General features: G+C 69.2%; 26 protein-coding genes. 16 read left to right on the forward strand and 10 right to left on the reverse strand.

Translation table 11 applies throughout. The annotated features are described in order from the left end of the window. From ABZ260_RS17845 to ABZ260_RS17865, 5 genes are all read right to left on the reverse strand, one after another. The coding region (locus ABZ260_RS17845) for a CoA transferase (RefSeq protein WP_355618423.1) at window positions 1-471 on the reverse strand (471 nt) is incomplete at its 3' end. Continuing rightward, window positions 468-1100, reverse strand: coding sequence for a GntR family transcriptional regulator (locus ABZ260_RS17850; RefSeq protein ID WP_355618426.1), 633 nt, complete (start codon window positions 1098-1100; stop codon window positions 468-470). The genes ABZ260_RS17845 and ABZ260_RS17850, both read right to left, overlap by 4 nt. Before the next feature lie 180 nt (window positions 1101-1280). Beyond that, complete coding sequence (locus ABZ260_RS17855) at window positions 1281-1586, reverse strand: transcriptional regulator (RefSeq protein ID WP_355618429.1); 306 nt, start codon at window positions 1584-1586, stop codon at window positions 1281-1283. Then, complete coding sequence (locus tag ABZ260_RS17860) at window positions 1583-2032, reverse strand: hypothetical protein (RefSeq protein WP_355618432.1); 450 nt, start codon at window positions 2030-2032, stop codon at window positions 1583-1585. Before ABZ260_RS17860 ends, ABZ260_RS17855 begins: the two co-directional genes overlap by 4 nt. A 60-nt stretch (window positions 2033-2092) precedes the next feature. Continuing rightward, window positions 2093-2494, reverse strand: a complete 402-nt coding sequence (locus tag ABZ260_RS17865) for an SDR family NAD(P)-dependent oxidoreductase (protein WP_355618435.1) — start codon at window positions 2492-2494, stop codon at window positions 2093-2095. Between the two features lie 163 nt (window positions 2495-2657). Here ABZ260_RS17865 and ABZ260_RS17870 point away from each other — a divergent pair, with 163 nt between their 5' ends. Further along, window positions 2658-3344 carry a class I SAM-dependent methyltransferase gene (locus ABZ260_RS17870; protein WP_355618438.1) on the forward strand — a complete coding sequence of 229 codons (687 nt, stop codon included), beginning with the start codon at window positions 2658-2660 and terminating at the stop codon, window positions 3342-3344. A gap of 217 nt (window positions 3345-3561) precedes the next feature. Here ABZ260_RS17870 and ABZ260_RS17875 read toward each other — a convergent pair whose 3' ends face one another. Continuing rightward, complete coding sequence (locus ABZ260_RS17875) at window positions 3562-4119, reverse strand: helix-turn-helix domain-containing protein (RefSeq protein ID WP_355618441.1); 558 nt, start codon at window positions 4117-4119, stop codon at window positions 3562-3564. 262 nt (window positions 4120-4381) lie between these two features. Here ABZ260_RS17875 and ABZ260_RS17880 point away from each other — a divergent pair, with 262 nt between their 5' ends. Further along, window positions 4382-5137: a glucose 1-dehydrogenase gene (locus tag ABZ260_RS17880; protein ID WP_355618444.1), complete on the forward strand. Its 756-nt coding sequence runs from the start codon at window positions 4382-4384 to the stop codon at window positions 5135-5137. Window positions 5138-5461: 324 nt separating this feature from the next. Further along, window positions 5462-6454, forward strand: a complete 993-nt coding sequence (locus tag ABZ260_RS17885) for a phosphatidylinositol-specific phospholipase C (protein WP_355618447.1) — start codon at window positions 5462-5464, stop codon at window positions 6452-6454. A gap of 216 nt (window positions 6455-6670) precedes the next feature. Here ABZ260_RS17885 and ABZ260_RS17890 read toward each other — a convergent pair whose 3' ends face one another. Next, window positions 6671-7885: an acyl-CoA dehydrogenase family protein gene (locus ABZ260_RS17890; protein ID WP_355618450.1), complete on the reverse strand. Its 1215-nt coding sequence runs from the start codon at window positions 7883-7885 to the stop codon at window positions 6671-6673. A 246-nt stretch (window positions 7886-8131) separates the two neighbouring features. Then, complete coding sequence (locus ABZ260_RS17895) at window positions 8132-9082, reverse strand: glucosyl-3-phosphoglycerate synthase (RefSeq protein ID WP_355618453.1); 951 nt, start codon at window positions 9080-9082, stop codon at window positions 8132-8134. Between the two features lie 131 nt (window positions 9083-9213). Here ABZ260_RS17895 and ABZ260_RS17900 point away from each other — a divergent pair, with 131 nt between their 5' ends. Then, window positions 9214-10998 (forward strand): hypothetical protein, encoded by a 1785-nt coding sequence (locus ABZ260_RS17900; RefSeq protein WP_355618456.1) that lies wholly within the window; start codon window positions 9214-9216, stop codon window positions 10996-10998. A 23-nt stretch (window positions 10999-11021) separates the two neighbouring features. On the opposite strand, the gene ABZ260_RS17905 is transcribed toward ABZ260_RS17900, so the two are convergent. Continuing rightward, complete coding sequence (locus ABZ260_RS17905) at window positions 11022-12458, reverse strand: helix-turn-helix domain-containing protein (RefSeq protein WP_355618459.1); 1437 nt, start codon at window positions 12456-12458, stop codon at window positions 11022-11024. A 432-nt stretch (window positions 12459-12890) separates the two neighbouring features. On the opposite strand from ABZ260_RS17905, the gene aceA reads away from it, so the two are divergent. Continuing rightward, window positions 12891-14183, forward strand: coding sequence for an isocitrate lyase (gene aceA, locus ABZ260_RS17910; protein WP_030909255.1), 1293 nt, complete (start codon window positions 12891-12893; stop codon window positions 14181-14183). 192 nt (window positions 14184-14375) lie between these two features. Here aceA and mihF read toward each other — a convergent pair whose 3' ends face one another. After that, entirely contained in the window at window positions 14376-14684 is a 309-nt protein-coding gene (gene mihF / locus ABZ260_RS17915; protein WP_355618462.1) for an integration host factor, actinobacterial type, read from the reverse strand. 163 nt (window positions 14685-14847) lie between these two features. Between mihF and ABZ260_RS17920 the strand changes: the two genes are divergently transcribed. The 11 genes from ABZ260_RS17920 to ABZ260_RS17970 form a co-directional block, all read left to right on the forward strand. Further along, the gene (locus ABZ260_RS17920; RefSeq protein ID WP_355618465.1) at window positions 14848-15021 is read left to right on the forward strand and encodes a hypothetical protein; all 174 of its coding nucleotides are present in this window, start codon (window positions 14848-14850) and stop codon (window positions 15019-15021) included. A gap of 361 nt (window positions 15022-15382) precedes the next feature. Then, window positions 15383-15670: an HU family DNA-binding protein gene (locus ABZ260_RS17925; protein WP_030909250.1), complete on the forward strand. Its 288-nt coding sequence runs from the start codon at window positions 15383-15385 to the stop codon at window positions 15668-15670. A 455-nt stretch (window positions 15671-16125) separates the two neighbouring features. Next, entirely contained in the window at window positions 16126-17328 is a 1203-nt protein-coding gene (locus ABZ260_RS17930) for a membrane dipeptidase (protein ID WP_350920364.1), read from the forward strand. Window positions 17329-17330: 2 nt separating this feature from the next. Beyond that, a complete protein-coding gene (locus ABZ260_RS17935) occupies window positions 17331-18953 on the forward strand; it encodes an ABC transporter substrate-binding protein (protein WP_355618484.1) in 1623 nt (540 codons plus the stop codon). 32 nt (window positions 18954-18985) lie between these two features. Next, window positions 18986-19939, forward strand: a complete 954-nt coding sequence (locus tag ABZ260_RS17940) for an ABC transporter permease (protein WP_355618468.1) — start codon at window positions 18986-18988, stop codon at window positions 19937-19939. Beyond that, window positions 19936-20841, forward strand: a complete 906-nt coding sequence (locus ABZ260_RS17945) for an ABC transporter permease (protein WP_355618471.1) — start codon at window positions 19936-19938, stop codon at window positions 20839-20841. Before ABZ260_RS17940 ends, ABZ260_RS17945 begins: the two co-directional genes overlap by 4 nt. A gap of 3 nt (window positions 20842-20844) precedes the next feature. Continuing rightward, window positions 20845-22020, forward strand: a complete 1176-nt coding sequence (locus ABZ260_RS17950) for a Xaa-Pro peptidase family protein (RefSeq protein ID WP_355618474.1) — start codon at window positions 20845-20847, stop codon at window positions 22018-22020. Further along, complete coding sequence (locus ABZ260_RS17955) at window positions 22017-22913, forward strand: alpha/beta hydrolase (RefSeq protein ID WP_350920374.1); 897 nt, start codon at window positions 22017-22019, stop codon at window positions 22911-22913. The genes ABZ260_RS17950 and ABZ260_RS17955 overlap by 4 nt, the downstream gene beginning before the upstream one ends. Continuing rightward, the gene (locus tag ABZ260_RS17960; RefSeq protein ID WP_355555563.1) at window positions 22910-23899 is read left to right on the forward strand and encodes an ABC transporter ATP-binding protein; all 990 of its coding nucleotides are present in this window, start codon (window positions 22910-22912) and stop codon (window positions 23897-23899) included. The genes ABZ260_RS17955 and ABZ260_RS17960 overlap by 4 nt, the downstream gene beginning before the upstream one ends. Then, window positions 23886-24902: a dipeptide ABC transporter ATP-binding protein gene (locus tag ABZ260_RS17965; protein WP_355618478.1), complete on the forward strand. Its 1017-nt coding sequence runs from the start codon at window positions 23886-23888 to the stop codon at window positions 24900-24902. The genes ABZ260_RS17960 and ABZ260_RS17965 overlap by 14 nt, the downstream gene beginning before the upstream one ends. 65 nt (window positions 24903-24967) lie before the next feature. Continuing rightward, window positions 24968-25555: membrane dipeptidase (locus ABZ260_RS17970; protein WP_355618481.1), on the forward strand; the 588-nt coding region annotated here is incomplete at its 3' end.

The raw sequence follows: 25555 nt of genomic DNA on the forward strand, positions 1-25555 counted from the left end.
GGGGTCGCCGGTGACGTGGCGGATGCCGCCCATGGCCTCGCCGATCGAGCCGTATCCGGCCCGGGGGGCGTAGGGGCCGCTCTGACCGAACCCGGTCACCCGGGTGATGACCAGGCGGGGGTTGATCTCGTGCAACCGGGCCGGGGACATGCCCCAGCGCTCCAGCGTGCCGGGCCGGAAGTTCTCCAGCAGCACGTCCGCCCGCTCCACCAGCCTGATGAGCAGGTCCTGCCCCTCGGGGGTGCGCAGGTCGCAGGTGACCGACTTCTTGTTGCGGGCCACGACCGGCCACCACAGCGACCGGCCGTACGGCTTCTCCCGGCCCCACTGGCGCATGGGGTCGCCCCGGCCGGGGTCCTCCACCTTGATGATCTCAGCGCCGAAGTCACCGAGCAGCTGGCCGCAGAACGGCCCGGCGAGCAGCTGGCCGAGCTCGACGACTCGGATGTCTCCGAGCGGAAGGCCTCTCAAGTGTTGTTCTCCTGACGACGGGGACCGAGCAGGGACGCGCGGGCGGAGAACAGGTGGGCGCGCATCACGGCCTCCGCCCATTCGGGGTCTCCGGCGCGCACGGCCGCCACGATCTCGATGTGATGGTTGACGCTGCGGCGCATGGCCTCGGAGTCGAAGGCTCCGTAGGTGCGCAGCAACACGGGTGAGTGGACCAGCGAGCTGATCGACTGGGCCAGCACCTGACTACCGCCGAGCCTGACCAGTGCCTGATGGAAGTCGGCGTTGAGGCGGTAGACCGCCTCGACGTCGCGGCGGCCGGCGTGCTCGGCGAGGGTCGTCGCCAGTTCGTGCAGGCCCGCGATGTCCTGCTCGGTCGCGACGGCCACCGCCTGCCGGACGGCCAGCCCTTCGATCCTGGCGCGCAGCTCGAAGATCGTCTCCAGATCGGCGCGGGGATACACCACGACTCTGGCACCCTTGTTGGCCGTGATCTCGACCAGTCCCTCGGCCTGCAACCGCCGCAGCGCGTCGCGGATCGGGGTCCGGCTGACGCCCAGCGCCTCGGCCAGCTCGACCTCACCGAGGTGGTCACCCGGCTCGTAGTGACCGCTGAGGATCAGGTCGCGCAGGCTATCGATTGTCGACATGTATACACCCTTACCAAATTTTCCCCCACAATGGCACCACAGGAGGAAAATGACAAGATTTTGCATACAACTGGCGGTGAGCTGGTGTGGTAACCGGGAATCCTCAACGACCTCCCCGGCGGAGCGGGCCGAAGATCGCCTCCGCCCTGCCGCGTCAAAACGCCGCGTGGATCATCACTTCTACGCTTCTCCGACGATGGCGCGCAGGGCCGCGACATGCGCGCGGTACGCCGCGCGGCCGGACTTGGTGAGCGAGAGCCAGATGCGCTGCCGGGTGTCGCGTACGGCCTTGGTCTGCTGCACGTATCCGGCGTCCATCAGTACGCTGACATGCTTGCTCAGCACCGAGTCACTGACCCCCAGCCGCTCCCGCACCAGGCCGAACTCCACCTGCTCCGCCGACTCCAGCAGCGCGCATATCCGTAGCCGGTTCGGCGCGTGGATCGTGGCTTCGAAACCGTCCTCGGCCTTTTCGGTGACCTTCATGCCGAGGTCTGTGCTCGCCGGTTGTGGAAGAGGCCGTATCCGATCGTCCAGCATCCACCCACCGCGGCCGCGACCACCCAGACCCAACCCCACCTGGCGTCGAGGATTTCGCCGGCGATCCAGAGCGCGGCCAGCGGCGTCACGAGAACCAGTTGCCGGCCGAGCGTGAGGTGCCGCGGCGCGATCCCAGACCGACTGACCTGCTTGTTGTAGACGCGCTCAGTCACCACGTAGCCCGCTATCACCACTACCACGGCCAACAGCGCCAGCTCAGGGGCAATGACGTCGATCTGGAACAGCATGACGCCGGCCACCAGCAGGCCGAGGGCGGGGAAGAACCAGGCTGGGACCGGGGCATACCCGGCGGCACGGGCCTGCCGGGCCGTCTCCAGCGCGGCGGCGGCCTCGGCCGGGGAGGGGCGCTCGAAGCTCTCGTTTGTTTCCATACCAGAAACAGTCGCCCAGACTTTCCAAGTTGTCAACACTAGACTTTCCGTTACGGAAACTCAGGGTGCCCGCCGCGGCGTCAATCCCCTGCGCCGTCCAGCTCGCCGAGGCTGTCTCCCGTGCAGGTCGGACACGTTGAGCGTCTCCACGACCTGGTCGTAATCGCCGCGTGCCTCGCCGTAGCGGAGGAACTTCACGCGCTCGACCTGAATCTCCTTCGCGTCGGGCTGCGACTCGAGCAGCGCGATGACCTCCGCCACGAACTCGTCGAGCGGCATCGCGTACTCACTGTTCTCTTGGCCGGGCAACAGCGAGGTACGGACGGCCGGCGGCTCGAGCTCCATGATCTTCACGTTCGTGTCGGCGAGTTGCAGCCTGATCGACTCGCTGAGCATGTGGATCGCGGCCTTCGACGCGTTGTGGCTCGGCGTGACCTTCAGCAGGACCTGCCCTCCTCCCATCGGTATCAGCCCCAGGTCAACAAACCACCGCGAATGAGCTTCGCCACGTGATGTCGTCGACGACGGACGGCCCGGCCGGTGCCCGGGAGCGGCCATCACGTGAAGGCCATAACCCCGTTCTCTCCGCCCGCATCCCGGCGCGCCGCCGCACAGAATGGAGATCATGACTCCACGACGGCTCTACCACGGCACGGGCCCTGGCCCGATCACCCCGGACGGCTGCTCGGTCGACTACTACACCACCCTCACCCCCAGGGGCGAACCCGAACTCATCCACGCCTCGATCCCGGCCGGGGCGAGCATCCTCGAACTCGGCGCGGGCGTGGGCCGGATCACCCACCGCCTGCTGGAACTCGGGCACGAGGTCGTCGCGGTCGACGAGTCGCCCGAGATGCTCGCCCACATCCGCGGCGCCGAGACCGTGTGCTCTCCCATCCAGACCCTGGCCCTGCCCAGGACCTTCGACCTCGTGCTGCTGATGTCGTTCGTCATCGAAACCGCCGACGACGACCTGCGCGCCGCGTTCCTGCGCACCTGCGGCGCGCACGTCTCCGCCGACGGCTGCGTCATCCTGCAGCGCCAGCCCCCCGAGTGGTACGACACCGTCCAGCCGTTCGAACGCGACGCCGACCCCGGTCACACCGTCAGCATGACGCGGGTCAGCCGCCCCGCCCCCGACCTGCTCGACGCCACCATGGAGTACACCATCGGCGAGCGGCGCTGGACCCAGACCTTCCTCAGCCACCGCCTCGACGACGACTATCTGGAAAACTCCCTCAACCAGGTGGGCCTGACCATCTCCGGATTCCTGAACGACGACCGCGGGTGGGTACGCGCCACACCTCTGTGACGCCCGCCCCTTTCCGAACAACCGAAGCAGAGCCGGCATCGACCCATCGGTGACACTGGGCACCAGGCCGCCACCTCGCCGAAGCGGTCGTCGCGAGCCTGTCAGGTGAGAGACCTCATCTCACCTCCGCCCCGGCCCGGCCGCGAGTCGTGCGGCACTCATCCGCCTGAGGCCGGTCAGGCGCTCGGCGCCGGCCGGCCGGGCCGGGTGATCCCGGTCAGGGCTCGATCCCGTGGCGGAGCAGCGTCCACACCCGTTCGGCGGTCGTGCGCCGCTCGGAGGCCGGGAGCCTGGCGAGGAGCCCGGCGAGCATGCCGACGGCCAGTACCAGGTCATCAGCGGTGACGTCCTCGCGGAGTTCACCGGCGCGCCGGGCCTCGGCGAGTGTGCCCGCCAGCAGGTCCGCCACCCGGTCGCGTACTTCGACGACGCGGAGATCGCCGGCCGCGGGCACGCTGACCATGTCGATGAACGCGGTCGAGGCGATGGTCTGCTCGGTGAGCAGAGCCAGCATGTCGGCGAGGGTGGTGCCGGGTTCGGCGGCCAGCGCCTCCAGGTCGGCGACACTGTCCTGGAACACGGCCAGCGCGAGGCTGATGCGGTCCGGAAAGTGCCGGTAGAGGCTTCCCTGACCGACCCCGGCCACGCGGGCGACCGTGGTGAGCGGTGCGTCGTATCCGGCGTCGGCGAAGACCACGCGGGCGGCCGCTATCAGCGCCGCCCGGTTCTCCGCCGCGGCGCTGGGTCCTCTGTTGGGTCGACGCGTGACAGTCACAGCGGCTATGGTAGCAACCGGACTACATAGTCCGGTTGCTACCGGAAGCGCCATGACCGCTCGGCGGATCACGACGCCGGTCCCCCCGCCACAGGTACGGCGGGCAGGCTCGGCCGCCGCGATTCACCGCGACACGATCACCACGACGACACCACCGCCTTGGCCTCGGGCCGCATCTGCCGGAGTCCTGACACCACCACCGCCCCCGCCGTCATCTCCGGCCGGCAGGCGGCAACCGCCCTGATCGAAAGGACGCACTCTTGTGACCACCGGCACCTTCGACGACCGCGTCGCCCTCATCACGGGCGCGGGTTCCGGGATCGGCAGGGCGATGGCCGTCGCCTTCGCCAAGGCCGGCGCCCGCCTCGTGGTCTGCGACATCGACCCCGACAGCGCCGGGCGAACCGCCTCCGACATCGGAGACGCCGCCGTCCCGGCCACCGCCGACATCTCCGACGAGGCATCGGTCGCCGCGCTGGTCGAGACGGCGATCAGCACATACGGGCGCGTCGACGTACTGTGCAACAACGCCGGGATCATGGACACCATGGCCCTGCCCGCCGACATACCGGTCGAGCTGTGGGAGCGGGTGCTGCGCGTCAACCTGACCGGCACCTTCCTTGTCACCCATGCCGTCCTGCCGCACATGCTGCGCCAGGGCGGCGGCGCGATCGTCAACACCGCCTCCGAGGCCGGCATCCGCGGCGGCGCGGCCGGAGCGGCCTACACCGCCTCCAAGCACGGCGTCGTCGGCCTGACCCGCAGCCTGGCCTGGGCGTACGCCAAGGACGGCATCCGCTGCAACGCCATCCTGCCCGGCCCCACCATGACCGGAATCGCCACGAACACGACCTTCGATCCGACGGGCGCCGCCCGGCTCGGCCCCGTGCTCGCACTCGGCGAGCGGATAGCCCAGCCCGAGCAGATGGCCGACGCCGCCCTCTTCCTCGCCTCGGACGCCGCCTCGTTCGTCAACGGCGCGATCGTGCCGGTGGATGGCGGCTGGTCCGCGGCCTGAGACACACCGGCTCAACGAGCCTCAGCGGGTTCACGTCAAGCAAGTCGGCCAATCTACGACCGGAGAGGCCGCCGGCACGGCGTCATCCTGGCCGCCGGAGGCTTTGCGAACAACACCGAGTGGCGCCTGAGGCATCGCGGTACGGCAGCCTGGCCGAGCTGCGACAGCCGGGCATAACGATTGACCGGAGCTCGCCGGGCATGGGGCCGGTTGGCTCGGCTTCAGGCCTGGCTCCGCCGCCCTCACCGTGCCATGCTGTTCCCGCCACCTTACTGATCAGTAGGGTTACTTGGCGCGTGCTCCCCATCCCCCCACGGAGGCACCGTGATCACCCTGGCCCCCCGTCCGCCCGCCCCGGCCCGCCGGGGCGGGTTACGCGTCCTGGCCGCGTTCATCTCGCTCATCGTCGCCATGGCGCTCGCCGTTGCCGCACCCGCCGCCCCGGCGTGGGCGGCCGGCCGGCACAGCGGCGACCTGCAGCTGGCGTCGAACCCCGACTGGATGAGCGGGCTCCCCGACGGCGCGAGCCTGGCCGCGCTGTCGATCCCGGGTACGCACGACACCATGGCGTACCAGGCGTCCATCATCTCACTCACCCAGGAAAGCGCGCTGCCCGTCCAGCTTCAGGCCGGTGTGCGGATGCTGGACATCCGGACCCGGCACTACCGCGACGCCTTCCCGATCCACCACGGCGCCGAATACCTGCGCGCCAACTTCACCGACGTGGTGCGCTCGGTCGCCGCCTTCCTGGCCGGCCACCCCCGGGAGTCGGTGCTGATGCGGTTGAAGCAGGAGCACACAGCCGCCGAGAACACCCGCAGCTACGAGCAGACCCTGAACTGGTATATCAACGACAACCCCGATACACGGGACCTACTGCGTGACCATCTGTGGCGGCCGCCCGCAGGGTACGACGGCCGGATCCCCACCCTCGGGGAGACCAGAGGGCGCATCGTCATCCTGCAAGACTTCGGCAGCGGCCACGGCTACGGGCCGCGCTGGAACGGCGACCGCATGGACCTTCAGGACGATTACCAACTGCCGACGCTCTTCCACATCCCCCAGAAGTGGAACGCCGCGCGCACCCAGTTCGAGCAGGCGGGCGCCGGCGCCGGCGGAATCCTCTACGTCAACCACCTCAGCGCCTCCGGCGGGGCACTGCCCAAGTCGATCGCCTACGGCGCGCTCGGCGTCACGGGGATGAACGAGCGGGCGCTGACCTACCTGGCCACGGGGAGCGTGCGCAGGACCGGCGTAGTGGTGGCCGACTTCCCTGGGCCAGACCTGGTGAACACGATCATCGCTCGTAACCTCTGATCCCTGGAGCCAGGCAGGGACGATCGGGGCTCGCGCTCCGCACGACCGCCGCGGCCGCCTTCGAGGTCTACCGCAGCGGATGACCCTCGACCCCGACCATCACTCTGCGTGACTTCGGCGCGGTTGCCCGGCACGGGCGCTTGAGACGCACTTCCGGCTCTGACCGACCAGTGATCCAAAATGCCCCTCAGAGCCGGTTTCTTGAAACGGACATTTTCAGCGAACGGGCAGGCCGGTGACGGCGCGGCCAATGATCAGGCGCTGGATCTCGGAGGTGCCCTCGAAGATGGTGTAGATCTTGGCGTCGCGGTGGAAGCGCTCGACCGGGTGGTCGCGGGTGTAGCCGGCCCCGCCGAGGATCTGGATGGCCTGGTCGGTGACCCAGACCGCGGTCTCACCGGCGACCAGCTTGGACATGGAGCCCTCGGCCTGGCCGAAGGTGCGGTTGTTGCGGGCCATCCAGGCGGCACGCCAGGTCATCAGGCGGGCGATGTCGACGCGGGTGGCCATGTCGGCCAGCAGGAAGGCGACGGCCTGGTTCTCGCCGATCCTGCGGCCGAACTGCTCGCGCTCGCGGGCGTAGTCGCGGGCGTACTCGTATCCGGCGCGGGCGATGCCGACCGCCATGGCCGCCACCGAGGGGCGGGTGGTCTCGAAGGTGCGCATCGCGCCCTGCTCCCCGGCCCGCTCGCCGGAGCGGACGCGGGCGAGCCTGGCGTCGAGCTTCTCCCTGCCGCCGAGCAGGCAGGAGCCCGGCACGCGCACGTTGTCGAGGACGACCTCGGCGGTGTGGGAGGCACGGATGCCGTGTTTCCTGAACTTCTGGCCCATCGACAGGCCGGGGGTGCCGGCCGGGACGACGAAGGACGCCTGACCGCGGGTGCCCAGAGACGGGTCGACGGAGGCGACGACGACGTGGACGTCGGCGATGCCGCCGTTGGTGGCCCAGGTCTTCACACCGTTGAGGATCCAGTCGTCGCCCGAGGGGACGGCGCGGGTGCGGATGGCACCCACATCGGAGCCGGCCTCGGGCTCGGAGGCGCAGAACGCTCCGAGCCTGACCTCCGAGGGGGTGCCGAACATCTGCGGAAGCCACTCGCCCAGCTGCTCGGGGGTGCCACTGGCCGAGAGGGCCGCGGCGGCCAGGCCGGTGCCGACGATGGACAGGCCGATGCCCGCATCCCCCCAGAAGAGCTCCTCGAAGGCCACGGTCAAGCCGAGCCCGCTCGGCTCGAACCACTGCTGGGCGAAGAAGTCGAGGGAGTAGAGCCCGATCTTGGCGGCCTCCTGGATGATCGGCCAGGGGGTCTCCTCGCGCTCGTCCCATTCGGCACCGGCCGGGCGGACCACCGAGCGGGCGAAGTCGTGCACCCAGTCCCGCACCTCGCGCACGTCGTCACTCAGCTCCGGGCAGAAGCCGCTCTCGCTCATCGTCCACGCCTCCTCAGAGTGCGTTACCAACGGTAACACCCAAACTTTACCGGCGGACGGACCGCTCCGCGCAACCGGAGGACCGCCCCTTCTCCGGCACCGACCGGCGAGCGGCCCCGCTCCCGGAGGCCTCGTTCACCGCCGTCGCGGGTTCCGTCCACCGCCGTGCGGGAATGCCGCCGGGCCACGCGCTCCCCGGCATCGCGGGCTCCGTACGCCGCCCGGGATCACGCTCGTACGGTGTGGTCAGCGAGCGGAGCGGTAGCCGGGAACGGTGATCATCGGCGGGCGTTCGGCGACGGCGACGTCCCGGACGCTCACCTGGTGACCGCTCGTGCCCCGGCGGAACTGGGCCAGGCGGGGAGAGGGGCTGTGCAGGGAGACCATCATGTTCTGGCGCTCCAGGCGCGACCAGGAGGTCTGCAGGATCTGGGCGGCCATCCCGCCGAGCGCCTCCGTCGACTGGTGGGAGTGGACCCGGCGGCCCAGGTCCACTTGGGCCAGGGCGTCGAGCCCGGCGAGGTCGAGCAGGTCGATCAGCAGGCCGAGCTCCACACCGTAGCCGGTGACAAAGGGCACGCTCTCCAGCACGGACCTACGCCCGGCGTACTCCCCCGCGAGGGGTTGCACGAATCCGGCCAGCAGCGGCCAGTGCAGGTTGAGCAGGGGGCGCGCGACGAGCTCGGTGACCCGGCCGCCGCCGCTCTGCACGTTCTGCAGAGGCCGGTCGTAGCAGCCCTTGACGTAGACCACCGCCTCGTCGGCGAGCAGCGGGCCGAGCAGCCCGGTCACGAAGGACGTGCGGAACTCGCGCAGGTCGGCGTCGATGAACACGAGCAGGTCGCCGGAGGTCGCGGCGAGGGACTTCCAGAGCGCCTCGCCCTTGCCGTCCAGCGGTTTGAGGTCGGGCAGGATCTCGTCCTGCGCGATCACCGTCGCCCCGGCGCGCGTGGCGCGTACCGCGGTGTCGTCGACGGAGCGGGAGTCGATGACCACGAGTTCGTCGACGAGCGGCACGGCCTCCATCAGGTCGTGGCGGATCGCGGTGACGATCTCCCCGACCGTCTCCTCCTCATCGCGCGCGGGCAACACGACGCTGATCGTCGTCTCACCCTTGGCTCTCAGCAGCTCCGGCAGCGACCAGTCGCCCGAGGATGAGGTGCGCTCGCGTAGCCATGCCTCGACCTCAGGCAGCACAGCCCACCCTTCCCATCACCTCGGTACTTACGGGTATCACCTTATGTGGCGCTGATTCCGCACAAGTACCGGCTCCCGTCCTCACCGCGCAGGTGGGAAGATCAGTCCAGTCCGGCACGAGGAGGGAAGGCATGGACCCGGTAGCCGTGCTGCGGGCGGCACGCGCCGTCCGCGACGAACTCGACAGCTTGATGGGGGGTGCCTCCGCGGAACTTCGCGACCGGCTGGATCCGCTGCTGGCAGAGGCCGGCAGCCGGCCTCCGGGGCAACTGGCCGACGCGATCATCATGCTGATCGCCCAGTACGGCCCGGCCTGGAACCGGCTCTCCGCGCTGCTGAACCTGGAGCACGGCCTCGTCGCCGAGCAGGTGGCCCCCATGCTCGCCGACACAGGCCCGCAGGACCACGGGGCCGCGTACGACGGCGGATACGACAACCTGCCCTCCACCGGCGCCATGAGCGTCGACTGGATGCGCCCCGACCAGGCGGGCCCCGCCGCACCGCAGGCACCGTCCCCGCAGGCACCGCCGACGCCGCCCGCCGGGAGCCGAGGTTCCTCGATGCTCGACCGGCTGACCGGGGCCTTTCGCAGGCGGCGCGGGGATGCGCCCGCCCCGGCGCCCGAGTCCCAGTGGGAGTGGGAGGGGATACCGCTGATCGAGGCGCCCACCGAGTCGGTCTCGGGCTGGGGCACGGAGGTGTCGATCGGCGTCGCCCCGGGCCAGGGGCAGGACGGCACCGCGGCACCGCGCGAGCCGGTCGATCTGGACATCCAGCTCATCGCCGAGGGCTTCGACGCACCGGGCGGATGGCAGGTACGGCTGCGCGTCGACGCGGCGTCGCCCTACCCCCGCGCGGTGGTCAACCTTGTCGCCCTCGCGCAGCAGGAGCCCGAGGTCGCCCGGCAGATCCAGGCGATCTGTTCGGTGCGCGGCCAGGTGGTCGGGTTCGGCCTGCGCTCGATCACGCTGCACGGCTCGCCCGGCAGGCTCGGCCGGGAGGAGCCGCCCGAGCCGGTCGCCGGCACCCGGATCCGTCCGGCCCTCGTGGGCGAGCCGGCGGACGTCACGGTGTCCATCGTCCACGGTGACGAGCCGGGACGGCTGTGGTGGACCTACCGGTCGCCGCACTTCGTCACCCCCGACCGGGCCGAGCTCTGCGACCTCGGCATGCGGGCCTCGGAGTTCGGCCGGCAACTGACCGAGCAGGGCCGCCTCTCCGAGGAACTGGGACGGAAGGTCGGCTCGCGCGTGCCCCGGGGTTTCTGGGAACTGCTGAACGCGGTGGCCGGCCGGGTGGCACCGCGCCGCCCGAGCGTGCTGTTCCTCTCCCAGGAGCCGCACGTGCCCTGGGAGCTGGCCGTGCTGGAGCATCCGTACGATCCGTCGCTCCCCCGCTATCTGAACTGCCAGACGGTGACCGGCCGCTGGCCCCTCGGTGGCCGGCGCCCCGAGCTGCCGCCCCCGGTGAGCGCGCGGGCGGATCACGTCGCGGTGGTGTACGACGAGGCGCAGGCGCACCCGCTGGTGACCGAGTACGGCGCCACGCAGGTCTCCTCCGCGCTCGGCGACGTCCTGGGCGTGCTCGGCCAGAGGCCGGACATCGTCCACCTCACAGCCGGCGGATCCGCGGCCGAGGCGCTGGGCCGTGACCTGGCCGGTGCCCCGTTCGTCTTCCTGGAGGAACCGGGGGACGCCCAGGCGTTCCTGCTCGCGGGCGCGAGCGGGGTCGTCGAACCGCTCTGGCCGGTCGGCGGGGGCCTGGCCCGGGAGTTCTACCGGCGCTGCTTCACCGGTGAGCCCCCGGCCGAGGTGCTGCGGTCCATGCGCGGGCAGGCTCCCGACAGCGCGGGCGCCTACCGGTTCCACGGCCACCCGTCCCTGACGCTGCGCCGGACGCCCCCGCCCTCGGAGTGACCCACCGTGCCCGGATCGCGTGCTCAGCGGATGGCGTGGCGCTCCAGGAAGGTGTAGACGTCGGCCTCGTCGACGCCGGGGAAGGATCCGGGCGGCAGCGCGGCCAGGACGTGGGAGTTGCCCCGGGCCGAGGGCCAGGCGTATCCCTCCCAGCGCTGGGTCAGCTCGGCGGGCGGGCGGCGGCAGCAGTCGCCGGTGGGGCAGTCCGACTTGGTGCGATTGGTGGTCTCGCGCCCGCGAAACCAGCGCGACTCCCGGTACGGGACACCGAGGGTGATGGCGAAGTCACGCTCGCGCGACGGGTCGACGTGGGCGACGCAGAAGTAGGTGCCGGTGGGCGAGTCCGAGTACTGGTAGTAGACGGAGAAGCGGTCCGGCGACAGGAAGACCTGGCGCCCGGACCACTGCAGGCACATGCGCTGGCCCTCGATCGCCCCCTGCTCGTCGGCGGGAAAGACGATGCCGTCGTTCTCGTAGGCCTTGTAGATGATCCCGCCGGCGTTGTTGCGGACGAAGTGGCAGCTCAGGTCGAGGAAGTGGGTGGCCAGGTTGGTGAAGCGGTGCGCGGCCATCTCGTAGGAGACGGCGAACACGTCGCGCAGGTCCTCCACGCTCAGCGCCCGGTCCTTCTTGGCCTCCTTCAGGTACGGCACGGCGGCCGCCTCGGGCACCAGGACGGCGGCGGCGAAGTAGTTGGCCTCGGTCCGCTGGCGCAGGAAGTCCGCGAAGTCGCGGGGCTTGTGGTGCCCGAGGGAGAGGTGGCCGAGGGTCTGCAGCAGGATCGTGCGGGGGGTGTGCATGCCGACCTGCTCATGCTTGACGTAGATGCGCCGGTTGCGCAGGTCGGAGATGGAGCGCACGGTGCGCGGCAGGTCCTGGACCGTCTGCACGGTGTAGCCGAAGTGGTTGACCAGCGCCTGCACCGTGCTCTGCGACAGCGCTCCGGAACGGTAGCCGACCGCGGCGAGCGCCTCGGCGGCGGCCCGCTCGATCTCCGCGAAGTAGTTGCCCTGCTCACGCTGTTTGCGGCGGAGCTCGGCGTTCGCCGCACGGGCCTCCTCGGGGGTGGCGGTGCCCTTGGCCTGGCGTGAGCGCAACTCCCCGTAGAGGCCGAGGATGTGTTCGAGCACGTCGTTGGGGACGCGCGCGGAGACCTTCAGCCTGGCCAGGCCGAGCCCGGCGTACAGGGGGTCGCGCTGCGCCTCCTCCAGGGCCATCTCCAGCTGCGCCCGCCGGTTGGGGGCCTGCCTGCGCAGTAGTTCCTCGATCGGCACGCCGAGCGCGGCGGCCAGGGACTTCAGCAGCGACAACTTCGGCTCGCGCTTGCCGTTCTCCAGCAGGGAGAGCTGGCTGGGCGCGCGGTTCACCCGTTCCCCCAGGTCGGACAGGGTGAGGCCGCGCTGCTTGCGCAGGTGCCTGAGACGCTGGCCGAACGCGATGAGATCGAGCTCCTGCGTCAAGGAAAGCGGTTCTTCACCCACCAAAGATGCCATAGCACGATGCTAAACGAAATTTCCTAGGAAATTTCACAGCCACGCGCGCCACCTGGGAGAACGCCGCCGCATCCGCGCCGGGAACTCCGGCCGGCCCCGCAGGACGGAGGAGGCGGGGTGCCGCGACCTCCGGGGCACCACGGTGACGGTGGTGGCGACCGCGGGGCGAAATCCCGGGCGGCGGCCTCCGGCGACCCGCGACCGGCAAGCCGCAAAGCGCGCTACCGGAATTGGTCTAGTCCATAGCGAAAACTATGAAGTTCTTCCCATCTGAATACCGATGAGTATTGATGACAGGGGAAGAATCTTCATTCTTTCGTTGGAGTCGGCCTTGTTCGACCGTTTTGTCGAGGCACACACTCGAGGTAAGGCACCCAGGGGACGAAAAGGAGTTACACCATGAGTGATCGCCTCAAGGGAGCCGCAGACGAGCTGCGGCGCGAGTGGGAGACCAACCCTCGCTGGAAGGGCACCGAGCGGACGTACACGGCCGAGGACGTGGTTCGACTCAGGGGGTCCGTCCAGGAGGAGCACACTCTCGCCCGGCTCGGCGCCGAGCGGCTGTGGGACCTGCTGAACACCGAGGACTACGTGCACGCCCTTGGCGCGCTGACCGGTAACCAGGCCGTGCAGCAGGTCAAGGCCGGCCTGAAGGCGATCTACCTGTCAGGCTGGCAGGTCGCCGCCGACGCCAACCTCGGCGCGCAGACCTACCCCGACCAGAGCCTCTACCCGGCCAACTCGGTTCCGGCCGTGGTCCGCCGGATCAACAACGCGCTGCTGCGCGCCGACCAGATCACCTGGTCGGAGGGCGACCAGGACGCGCCGCACTGGCTGGCGCCGATCGTGGCCGACGCGGAGGCCGGCTTCGGCGGCGTGCTGAACGCCTTCGAGCTGATGAAGGGCATGATCGCCGCGGGTGCCGCGGGCGTGCACTGGGAGGACCAGCTCGCCTCGGAGAAGAAGTGCGGCCACCTGGGCGGCAAGGTGCTCATCCCCACCGGCCAGCACATCAAGACCCTCAGCGCCGCCCGCCTGGCCGCGGACGTGCTGGGTGTGCCGACCCTGGTCATCGCGCGGACCGACGCCCAGGCCGCGACGCTCCTGACCACCGACGTCGACCCCCGTGACCAGGCGTTCACCACCGGCGACCGCACCGCGGAGGGCTTCTACCGGGTCCGCAACGGCGTGGACGCCTGCATCGCCCGCGGCCTGGCCTACGCGCCCCACTCCGACCTGCTCTGGATGGAGACCTCCACCCCGGACCTGGACGTGGCCCGCGAGTTCGCCGAGGCCATCAAGGCCGAATACCCCGACCAGATGCTGTCCTACAACTGCTCGCCCTCGTTCAACTGGAAGAAGCACCTGGACGACTCCACCATCGCCAAGTTCCAGCGCGAGCTCGGCCACATGGGCTACAAGTTCCAGTTCATCACGCTGGCGGGCTTCCACTCGCTGAACCACTCGATGTTCGACCTCGCCAGGGGCTACGCCGAGGACGGCATGACCTCCTACGTCCAGCTCCAGGAGGCCGAGTTCGCCGCCGAGGCACGCGGCTACACCGCCACCCGCCACCAGCGCGAGGTCGGCACCGGATACTTCGACCTGGTCAGCACGGCCATCGCGCCGGACTCCTCCACCACGGCCCTGAAGGGGTCGACGGAGGAGGAGCAGTTCGCAGAGGCTCACTGACTCTCCGGACCGGGCTCGCCCAGACGACTTCCGGGGCATGGAACGGTTCCCCGGGCGAGCGCGATGACCAGGTCGTCGACCGAGGCCCCGCCGTGCGGATCTCCCCCTGATCCGTACGGCGGGGCCTTCCCGTACCCGTCCCGCGCTCCGTGGCGCGTCCCAGGCGCGACCGCGCGGGGGGCGGGCGGCGCCTCAGCGGCTGACGGCCTCGATGAGCTTGCGGCGCTGCTGGGCGCCGAGACCGCCCAGCCGGCGCGCCTCGTCCACATCGGCCTGCGCCATCAGCTGCGCGGCCTTGACCGTTCCGACTCCGGGCAGCGCCCGGAGAGCCTGAGAGACCTTGATGCGCCTGGCGATGTCGTCCTCGCGGCCAAGCAGCTGCTCCAGGCTGAGGGCGCCGTTCTTGACCTCGGCGAGAAGCTTGGCACGGGCCGTGCGGGTCTCGGCGGCCTTGACCAGGGCGGCCTGACGCTGTTCGGGGGTGAGCTTGGGCAAAGCCATGGTGTTTTCTCCCTGATGACGGTAATTCCAGCGTCCTGTTACCCAAAGCGACTGGGTTAATCATCGGAGAGCCTACGGATAGATCCACAGGACCCGTACTGTGCATCACGATATGCCCGTTTGGTTACCCCGCCCTTACCCGACCCTCCGTAGCCTCGGGCTCATGGGTATCTGGCGAAGCCCTCAGGGCATAGAGGTTGAGGCCATCGTGGTTCGCGACGGCCCCTGTCTGCTGGTCACCCGCCGGATCGACGGGCGGCGGGTTCTCGTGGCGTACTGCATGAACATCCGCGAGGTAGGAGAGCACGTCGACCTGGCGGAGCTCGTCCCCGCGTAGGCGAACGCTCAGGGTTGGACCACGACCGAGTCCAGTTCGGTACGGCTGTCAACTTCTGCGGTCACTGGGGCGTCAGACTAGTCAGGGAGGCTCGATGGATGTTCTGGTCGGCCTCGTTGACGAAGATCTCCGCCTGGAGCTCATCCTCGTCGAGGCACTGCACACCGAGGCGGAACGGCTGGCCGCCCAGCCCGACCGCTGAACGGGGGCGGGTGCCCGTCCCACGAACCGGGCGGGCCCCGTCCCACCGGCGATCGATGGAGGACGGGGCTCGATTCATCGGGTGGGGATGGCGTTAACTTTCTCCTTGACCTCCTCCCCACGGCTTGAGGCCCGGGGTCTGCACGCTCAAGGAGATGTGATGAACAAGCGCGAGCTGATCGAGAAGGCCGCCGCCGAGGCCGGGCTCACCCGACGGCAGACGGCCGCGGCTCTCGACGCGATCCTGGGGACGATCCAGACCGCGGTGGCGGCCGAGGACAAGGTGGCGATCCCCGGGTTCGGATCCTTCGAGATCGTCCACAAACCCGCACGGACCGGGCGCAACCCGCAGACCGGCGAGCCGTTGGAGATCGCGGAGACCTGGACGGCGAAGTTCAAGCCCAGCCCGGGGTTCATGGGCCTGATCCGCCAGCGCAAGAAGGACTGACACCCTCCCGGCTCGCCGAGCGGACCCGGCAAGCTCCCCGGAACGCGCACTCGACCGTCTTCGCCCGTACCCGGCCGATCCGGCGCCCGGCGGCGAACGCCGGGCCTGGAGCGAGAGCCTGAGCTTGAGCGGCTGCCTCTCCCCCTTGGACGAGGGGTTCTCACGAGCCCGGCACTATCCCGCACGTCACGTTCTGTAATGATATGACCACTGCATGAGATCTCGCCCGATCCACCAAGTGTGATCCCGCTCATACTCACAGATCTCCGCCAACCCGGCGACCGCGCGAAAACTCCGTCCCCGCCCCGTGTTTCGCCACCGGACACCCCCGGGACCCGCGCCGTACACCTGACCGCCGTAACCCGAATGTCACATCCGGCTTCTTGTAGCCCAGAGGTCTCCTATGGAAGGTTGCACCTCAGACGTTTAAGGTCAAACCTTTCGGAGGTGCTCCCATGCAGCCCCCCAACCATCGCTATCGGGGATACCGGTCGTTCGACTATCTGGAGCCACATACCGACTTCAAGGTCTTCGACCTCGCCCCCGAACTCGACCGTGTTCCCGCGTACGACCTGGGCCTGTCGGCTGAGCAGTCCGTGCGAGTCAGCCGCCTCCTGACCGAGCACATTGCCATCTCGCTGCACGAGCACCCCAAGGTCCTGACCGCGGACGTCACGCAACTGCGCGACTACAACCGGACAGGGCGCAACGTGCTCGGGTACGAGGGCCTGTCGCGTTCGGGCATGACCGCGCTCTTCGACAACTTCATGAACGGCACCAACTGCGTCACCAGCGAGCACGGCTGGAAGTGGGACGACGTCATCTACGACCTCGGCCTACGCTTCGCCGACCTCGCCAAGCAGGACTTCGTCGTCCTGGCCCGCACGGTCGCGGAGATCGAGAAGGCCAAGGCCGGCGGGCAGCTCGCGCTGGTCGCCGGGCTGGAAGCGGCGACGATGATCGAGAACGAGCTCGATCGCCTGGACATCCTGTACGGCTTCGGCGTCCGCCAGATCGGTATCGCCTACTCCCAGGCCAACCAGCTCGGCTCGGGGCTGGCCGAGCGCGCCGACGCCGGGCTGACCAACTTCGGCCGCCGCGCGGTGGAGCGGATGAACAGGCTCGGCATGGCCATCGACATCTCACACTCAGGCGACCGCACGAGCCTGGAGGTCATCGAGCACTCGACCGTACCGGTCTTCATCACCCACGCCGGAGCCCGCGCGATCTGGCCGACCAACCGGATGAAGCCCGACGAGGTCATCAAGGCCTGCGCCGAACGCGGCGGCGTCATCGGCCTGGAGGCGGCCCCGCACACCACGCTGTCGGAAAAACACCGCGAACACTCCCTGGAGTCGGTGATGGACCACTTCACCTACTGCGTGGACCTGGTGGGCATCGACCACGTCGCCTTCGGCCCCGACACCAACTTCGGCGACCACGTGGGGCTGCACGACTCCTTCACCGGTCACCTCTCGATCGGCCAGGCCCACGGACATGTCGAGCACCCGCGGGTGCCGTACGTGGCCGGTATGGAGAACCCGGCGGAGAACTTCACCAACATCGTCGGCTGGCTCGTCAAGCACGGCTACGGCGACGACGACATCAGCAAGGTCATCGGCGGGAACATCCTGCGCGTACTCAAGGAAGTCTGGTGAACATGCGTACCCTCGGACGCTGGTCCGGCGCCGTCACGGCCGCCGTGACCGCACTGACGCTCACGTCGTGCGGCCTCAACGAGGGCCAGGGCGCCTCGAATCCGACCGGCGGCGACAGCTCCACCACGCTGCGCATCGGCACCACCACCGACGTCGCGAACTTCAACCCGCTGCAGTCGCTGAGCAAGACCGACAACTGGATTCTCAACGCGATGTACCCGCACCTGCTGCGGATCGACGGGAACGCCAAGAAGGTCCCCGAGCTCGCCAGCGAGTACACCCACGAAGACGGCGGCAAGTCGGTCGTCTTCACCCTGCGCGACGACTTCGTGTGGAGTGACGGTACCCCGGTGACGTCGGCCGATGTGAAGTACTCGGCCGAGACGATCATGAAGAACAAGCTGGGGAACGTGGCCGCGAAGCTCACCTGGGTCGAGGGCATCGAGACGCCCGACGCCACCACGGTGGTCTTCAAGCTCAGCCAGCCCTACGCGCCGTTCGCCGAAGGCGTGGGCTTCTGGATGTCCGTCGTCCCCAAGCACATCTTCGAGAAGGCCGGCGACATCACCAAGTTCGCCAACAACTCCGACTGGGTCGGCGCGGGCGCGTACATCCTGAAGAGCGCCACGCCCGGTCAGCGCTACGTGATGACACGCAATGACAAGTACCCCTACGCGCCCGCGGGTGGTGCGGCCGTCGACACCGTCGAGTACCGGCTGTACCCGGACGTCAACACCATGCAACTCGCGCTGCGCAACGGCGACATCGACCTGATGGGCACGCCGGTGCCCGCCTCGGCCGTCGCCTCCTTCAAGGGCGACGAGAAGATCAAGCTGCAGGAGGTCGGCTCGCTGGGCTTCGCCCACATCACCTACAACGTCACCAACGAGCATCTGGCCCGCCCGAAGGTCCGGCAGGCGCTGTCGATGGTCGTCGACACCAAGTCGATCATCTCGACGGTGCTGCAGGGTGAGGGTTCGGCGATGACCGGCCCGATCTCACCGATCTTCGGGGAGTACGACAACACCGAGCTCGAGCCGTACCCGTTCGACCCGGCCGCCGCGCGCAAGCTGCTCGAAGAGGAAGGGTACGCGGACAAGAACGGCGACGGGAAGCTCGACGGCCTGTCCTTGGAGATGGTCTGCGACCAGAGCAACCCGAACCTGACCCGGGTCGCCCAGGTGGTGCGGGAGGACGCGGCCAAGGCCGGCATCGAACTCGTCGCGTCGTGCGTCGAGCGGAACACGTTCCTCAGCAGGACCAAGAGCGGTGACTACGACATCGACGTCTCGCAGTGGGCCGTCTTCGACAACCCGATGGACCAGCTCCGCAGCACCTACCTGTCGAGCAACCCGGGCGGCATCAACTACAACCTGGTCAAGGACTCCAAGCTCGACAAGCTCATCAACGAGGCCGCCGTCACGACCGACCACGACGAGTTCGTGGGGAAGATCAAGGAGCTTGACGGCTACGTGCACGAGCAGGCGCTGCTGACGCCGCTCTATGTCGAGAAGATCCAGTTTGCCTACAACGCCGGCAAGTTCACCGGCTTCCAGCCCTCGCCCAGCGATCTGCTCGGCATGGTGACCGGCTACTCGCTGTCGCAGGTCCGGCCCGTCGGCTGAGGCGAGGAACGGAGAGGAGGTGGGGTCACCCCATGGCTGGATTCATCGCCAGAAGGGCGATGCGTGCGATCCTGACCATCTGGATCGCGGTCACCGTAACGTTTTTCCTGCTTCGACTGCTGCCGGGTGATCCCACCCTCCTGGTCGTCGAAGGGGACATGACCCCCGAGATGCAGCAGGCGCTGCGGGAGCAGTACGGGCTGGACAAGCCCATGCTCACCCAGTACTGGCTGTATCTGACCGAGTTGCTGCAGGGCAACCTCGGCACGTCGTTCAGGCAGCTCCAGCCGGTCACCGACATCATCGTGTCGCGGTTGCCGTGGACGGCGCTCCTGGCCGGTTCGGCGTTCGTGCTGACCATCGTGCTCGGCATCCCGCTCGGCGTGTACGCGGCCGCCCATCGCGGCAAGCGCGTCGACAGGGTCGTGCAGATGTTCGGGATCACCGGGCACGCGCTGTTCGTCCCGAGCATCGGGATCCTGCTGCTCGTGGTCGCGGGCTCGTGGCTCGGCTGGTTCCCGATCGGCGGCGCGATCGACCCCGACACCCGGGGCGTCGACGCGTACGTCAGCCTGCTCCACCATCTCGCGCTGCCCCTGCTGAGCCTCGTGGTCGTGCAGCTCGGGCCGTACGCGCTCACGCTGCGCACCAACATGCTCGAAGTCCTCGGTGAGGACTACATCAAAAGCGCCCGCGGCCGTGGCCTGTCACCGCAGCGCACCCTGTGGCGGCACGCGCTGCGCAACGCGTTCCTCCCGGCGCTGACACTGATGGGCCTTCAGCTCGGCACCCTGGTCGGCGGGGCGGTGCTCACCGAGACCGTGTTCGCCTACCCCGGCGTCGGACGGCTGATCTACGAGGCCGTCGGCCAACTCGACTATCCGCTGCTACAGGGAGCGTTCATCATGCTCGCGATCACCGTGGTCGTCGCGAACCTGATCACCGACGTGGTCAGCATGCTGCTCAACCCGAGGATTCGCGCATGAGCGCGATGCCTCCCGACGCGCGGCCCGCCGGTGCCGTCACGGTGGACGAGCCGGCGGCGAGCACCCCGCCGTCGGCGATGAAGAGCCTCCGGCGCTTCCTGGCCAAGCCCAGCGGCGCGCTGTCGATCGCGATGCTGCTGGTGTTCCTGGTGACCGGCCTGCTCGGCCCGCTCTTCGTGGACAGACCAGGTGGGCTCGGTTCCGAGATCCTGCGGTCGCCGTCGGTCGCGCACTGGTTCGGCACCGACGATCTCGGCCAGGACGTGTTCGCCCAGGTGGTGTGGGGAACCCGGGTCAGCCTGACGGTGGCGATCGCGGCGTCGGCGATCGCGATCGTCATCGGCACGGCCCTCGGCCTGCTCGGCGCCTACTCCCGGCGGGCCGACGCCTGGGTCACCACGGTGACCGACCTGATGCTGTCGCTCCCCCTGCTGCCGCTCATGATCATGGTGACCGCGCTGGTCGGCCCGAGCGTCACGACGCTGACGTTCGTCATCGGGCTGTTCTCCTGGCCCGAGGTCGCGCGGCTGATCCGATCGAACGGCCTGGTCGTGGTGTCCATGCCCTACATCGACGGCGCCCGTGCGCTCGGCGCGACAGGCTGGCGGATCGTCACCCGTGAGGTGCTGCCCGCCGTGGTGCCGCTGATCGTGGTGAGCGTGCTGCTCACCGCGGCCAGAGCGGTGATCTCCGAAGCGGGACTGAGCTTCCTGGGGCTCGGCGACCCCGACTCCTGGTCGTGGGGACGGATCATCCTCAACGCCCAGCGCAGTGGCGTGATCTCCACCGCGTGGTGGCAGACGCTGTTCCCGTCACTGGCGATCCTGCTGCTCGTGCTCTCGGCGACGGTCGCCGGCGTGCGATTCAACGACTCACGCGACCCTCGGCTGAAGGACCGGTGACCTATGCGCCTTTCTTCTGACTACTACGCGGACGTCCATTCCTCGCTCAGGGACGCCCTGGACCAGGACGGTCTGGACGGATTCCTGGCCACGGCGCCGAGCGATGTCGCCTACCTCGCCGGGTTCTTCTACGCCGTCACCGAACGACCGGTCTACCTATGGTTCCCCCGGAACGGCCGGCCCCTGTGCGTGGTGCCGAAACTCGATGAGGAGTACGCGGCGCTGCAGCGCGTCGAAGCCGACGTCGTCACCTACGCCGAGTTTCCCGGCGTCGATCCGGCCGAGGCCGTACTCGCGCGGGAGATCGGACGCACGGGCCGGCCCTCGGCCCGGATCGGCGTCTCGGGCGGGCTCAGCCTCGCCGGCCACCGGGCGCTGACCGAGGCGCTGGGCACGGCCGAACTCCGTACCAGTTCGGTGGTGTCGAACCTGCGGCTCATCAAGCATCCGGAAGAGCTCGCCTGGCACCGCCAGGCGGCCGGGATCTGTGACGAGATGCTCGCGGCGGGCCGGGCGCTCATCGAGGACGCGCTGCGCGCGGGGCGCCCGCTGCCGAGCGAGGGCGATCTCGCACGGCACGTCATCGGGTACGGCTCCGACACGATGTACCAACGCTACGACCATGTCATCTACACGACGAAGCTGGCCGGCGGCCTGGTGTACGCCGGCCCGAACTCCGCGAACCCGCACGGACTGCCCAGCAGGCGCAGGCTGGAGATCGGCGACACCGTCATCCTCTCCCTGGGCGCCGCCGTCGGCAGCCGCTTCGTCGAGAGCGAACGGACGTTCGTCATCGGCGAGCCCGACGCCGACCAGCGGCACTACTTCGCCGTCGCCGCGGAGGCTCAGGAGGTCGGCACGGCGGGCCTGCGCGCCGGCCGTACCTGCGCGGAGGTGAACCGCGAGTGTCTCGATGTCATCAGGGGCCACGGGCTCGGCGAGCATATCCGGCACCGCCAGGGGCACGGCATCGGTGTCCAGCAGCACGAGCCGCCGTGGGTGGAGGACGGCGACGACACGGTGCTCCGGACCGGAATGGTGCTCTCCAGCGAGCCGGGCGTGTACGTGCCGGGCCACGGCGGCTACCGCATCTCCGACACCGTGCTGATCACCGACGCGGGACCCGAACGGTTGACCGGCTATCCGCGCAGCCTCGAAGAGAACGTGATCGCGCCATGACGAAGAGCCGGAAACAGACCGAGGAGAACACGGTGTTCGTGGAGATCAACGGCAACCCCCTGGCCGTGGAGGTCATGGGACCCGAGAACGCGCCGGCGATGATCGTGCACCACGGCGCTCCCGGGCTGGGCAGCCGGGCCGAACCGCGCCGGTCGTTCGGGCCGTTCTCCGACCGGCTTCGAGTCGTCGTCTTCGACGCTCGCGGGTCCGGTGAGTCCGGTGACGCGGGGCCCTTCAGCCACGCCCAGTGGGTCGCCGACGTCGAGGCGATCCGCCGGCACTTCGATCTGGGCCGAATCGTCATGGCGGGCGGGTCGTACGGCGGCTTCATCGCGATGGAGTACGCCCTGGCCCATCCGGAGAACGTCGCCGCGCTCGTCCTGCGGGACACCGCGGCCAACACCGACTACGACCACCTCGCGGTCGAGCGGGCCCGGACGACGGACCGGGTACGGATCCCCGAATGGGTCATCGAGCGCATCGGCACCGGCCACTTCACCGGCAACGAGGAGTTCAGGGAGTACTGGCGGGCCATCCTGCCCCTCTACGACCACACCTACGATCCCGAGGCGGTCGAGCGGCGGGTCGCGCAGACCTCCTACCACTACAGGACCCACAACGAGGCGTTCGGCGTCAACATGCCGGCCTACGACCTCACCCCGCGGCTGCACGAGATCACCTGCCCGACGCTCGTGACCGTGGGACGGCACGACTGGCGCACGCCGGTACCGGCCTCCCAGACGATCGCCGACCTCGTCCCCGACGGGGAGCTGGTGGTGTTCGAGAAGTCCGGTCACTCCCCCCAACTGGAGGAGCCGGAACTCTTCCAGCAGGTGGTGCGCGACTTCCTGACCAGGGCGGGCGTGCTCGTCCCTCGGGCAGGCAGGCCGTGAACGCGCCCGTCCTGCGGGTGGACGACCTCAGCGTGGAGTTCGCCACTCGCGAGGGGGCGGTTCGCGCGGTACGCAACGTCGGCCTTGAGGTCTTCGCCGGCCGTACGCTCGCACTCCTCGGCGAATCGGGGTCCGGCAAGTCGGTGACGGCCCAGGCGATCATGGGTTTGCTGGACACGCCGCCGGCGAGCATCACCTCGGGAAGCATCGTGTTCGAGGGCACCGACCTGGTGACCGCGGCCGAGCGGGTCCGCCGACGGGTCAACGGCGAGGGCGTCGCCATGGTCTTCCAGGACGCGCTGTCCGCGCTCAACCCCGTCTACACGGTGGGCCATCAGATCGGCGAGCTGCTGCGGGTCAGGCGGAGGATGTCCCGCTCCGCCGCGCGCGCCCGGGCCATCGAACTGATGGAACGGGTGCGGATTCCCGCCGCGGCCCGCCGCGTCGACGACTATCCGCACCAGTTCTCGGGCGGCATGCGCCAGCGGATCATGATCGCCCTGGCGGTCGCGCTCGACCCGCGCGTGCTCATCGCGGACGAGCCCACCACAGCCCTGGACGTCACGGTGCAGGCGCAGATCATGGAGCTGCTGACCGAGCTCCAGCGCGAGAACGGGATGGGGATGATGCTCATCACCCATGATCTCGGAGTGGTCGCCGAGGTGGCCGACGACGTGACCGTGATGTACGCGGGCCGGATCGTCGAACGCGGTTCCGTGGAGGAGCTCTTCGAACACTCGGCTCACCCGTACACCCGGGGGCTGCTGCGCTCGATGCCGCGGACGGATCGGGAGGACGACGAGCTGTGGGCCATCCCCGGCGCGCCGCCGAACCCGGTGATGACGCCGAAGGGGTGCGCGTTCCATCCGCGCTGCGACATCGCGATCGACCTGTGCCGGTCCGAGCAGCCCGGGCTTGAGGTGATCGCGGCAGGCCGTACCAGCGCCTGCCATCTGCGTGCGGAGGTGTTCGATGGGCGAGCGTGAAGTCGTGCTCGAAGTTGATTCCCTGGTCAGGCACTTTCCGGTCAGGGGCGGCCTGTTGAATCTGCGCCGCAGCGCCGTGCAGGCCCTCGACGGCGTGTCGTTCACCCTCGGGCGCGGCGAGACCCTCGGCGTCGTCGGCGAGTCGGGATGCGGCAAGTCGACGCTGGCCCGCACGGTCGTGGGCCTGGACACCCCGACATCGGGGCACGTGCGCTACCGCGGCGTGGACGTCCACGCGGCGTCGGGCCGCGCGCTGCGAACGATGCGACGCAGCGTCCAGATCGTGTTGCAGGACCCCTACACGTCGCTGAATCCCAGGAAGACCGTTCGCGACCTGCTCATGCAACCGTTCGAGATTCACCCCGACGTGCTGCCCCGCGACAGGCGGCTGAGCCGGGTGAAGGAACTGATCGACGTGGTCGGGCTCAACCCGGACCACCTCGACAGGTACCCCTTCCAGTTCTCCGGCGGGCAGCGCCAGCGCATCGGGATAGCCCGCGCGCTCGCACTGGAGCCGGAGGTCGTGGTCTGTGACGAGCCGGTCTCCGCGCTGGACGTCTCCGTGCAGGCGCAGGTCGTCAACCTGCTGCGGCGACTACAGCGGGAACTGGGCCTGTCCTACGTGTTCATCGCGCACGACCTGTCGGTGGTACGGCACATCTCCGATCGGGTGGCGGTGATGTACCTGGGCAAGGTCGTGGAACTCGGCGACCGCCGGGAGGTCTACGAGCGTCCCCAGCACCCGTACACCCGGGCGCTGCTCGAAGCGGTGCCCGTCCCCGAGCCGCGGGGCCGGGCCTCGCGCACGCGAACCCTGCTGGCCGGCGACCCGCCGAGTCCGGTCGACCCGCCGTCAGGGTGCCGGTTCCGCACACGCTGCCCGAAGGCTCGGGACGTGTGCGCCGACACCGAGCCCGTTCTGCGGATCGGGTCCGCGTCGGCCGTCGAGGTCGCCTGTCACTTCCCCGAGCAGGCCCCCCTGGCCCGCCTCGGCGGGGCATGACCGACCGTCACCGGTGCCCGGCCCCGGGCTGCCACGACATCAATACATCTGGAGGATTCACCGCCATGCAGTCACCTTCCGCCTCCTACCGCGGTCACCAGGCCTACGGCTATCTCGAACCGGGCGTCGACTACGCCGACTTCGAGCTGGCCGAACAGATCGGCCGGGTGCCCGCCTACGACGGTGAGGTGTCGGCCGAGCAGTCCGAACGGGTCAGCCGGATCATGGCCGAGCACATCGTGATCTCACTGCACGAGCACGCGGTGGTTCTCCCCAAGGACGTCGGTGAACTGCGCCGATACAACCGCACCGGCCGGCAGCGTACCGGCTACGAGGGCCTGTCGCGTTCGGGGATGACCGCCGTGTTCGACAACTTCATGGCCGGGGCGTCGTGCGTCACCAGCGAGAACGGCTGGAAGTGGAACGACATGATCTACGCCCTCGGCCTGCGGCTCGCGGACATCGCCAAGCAGGACTACGTGGTGCACGCGCTGACCGTGGACGACATCAAGGCGGCCAAGCGCGACGACCGGATGGCGCTGGTGGCCGGGCTGGAGTCGGCGACGATGATCGAGAACGAGCTCGATCGCCTGGACATCCTGTACGGCTTCGGCGTCCGCCAGATCGGTATCGCCTACTCCCAGGCCAACCAG

The organism is Streptosporangium sp. NPDC006013, assembly GCF_040614275.1.
Taxonomy (GTDB): Bacteria; Actinomycetota; Actinomycetes; order Streptosporangiales; family Streptosporangiaceae; genus Streptosporangium.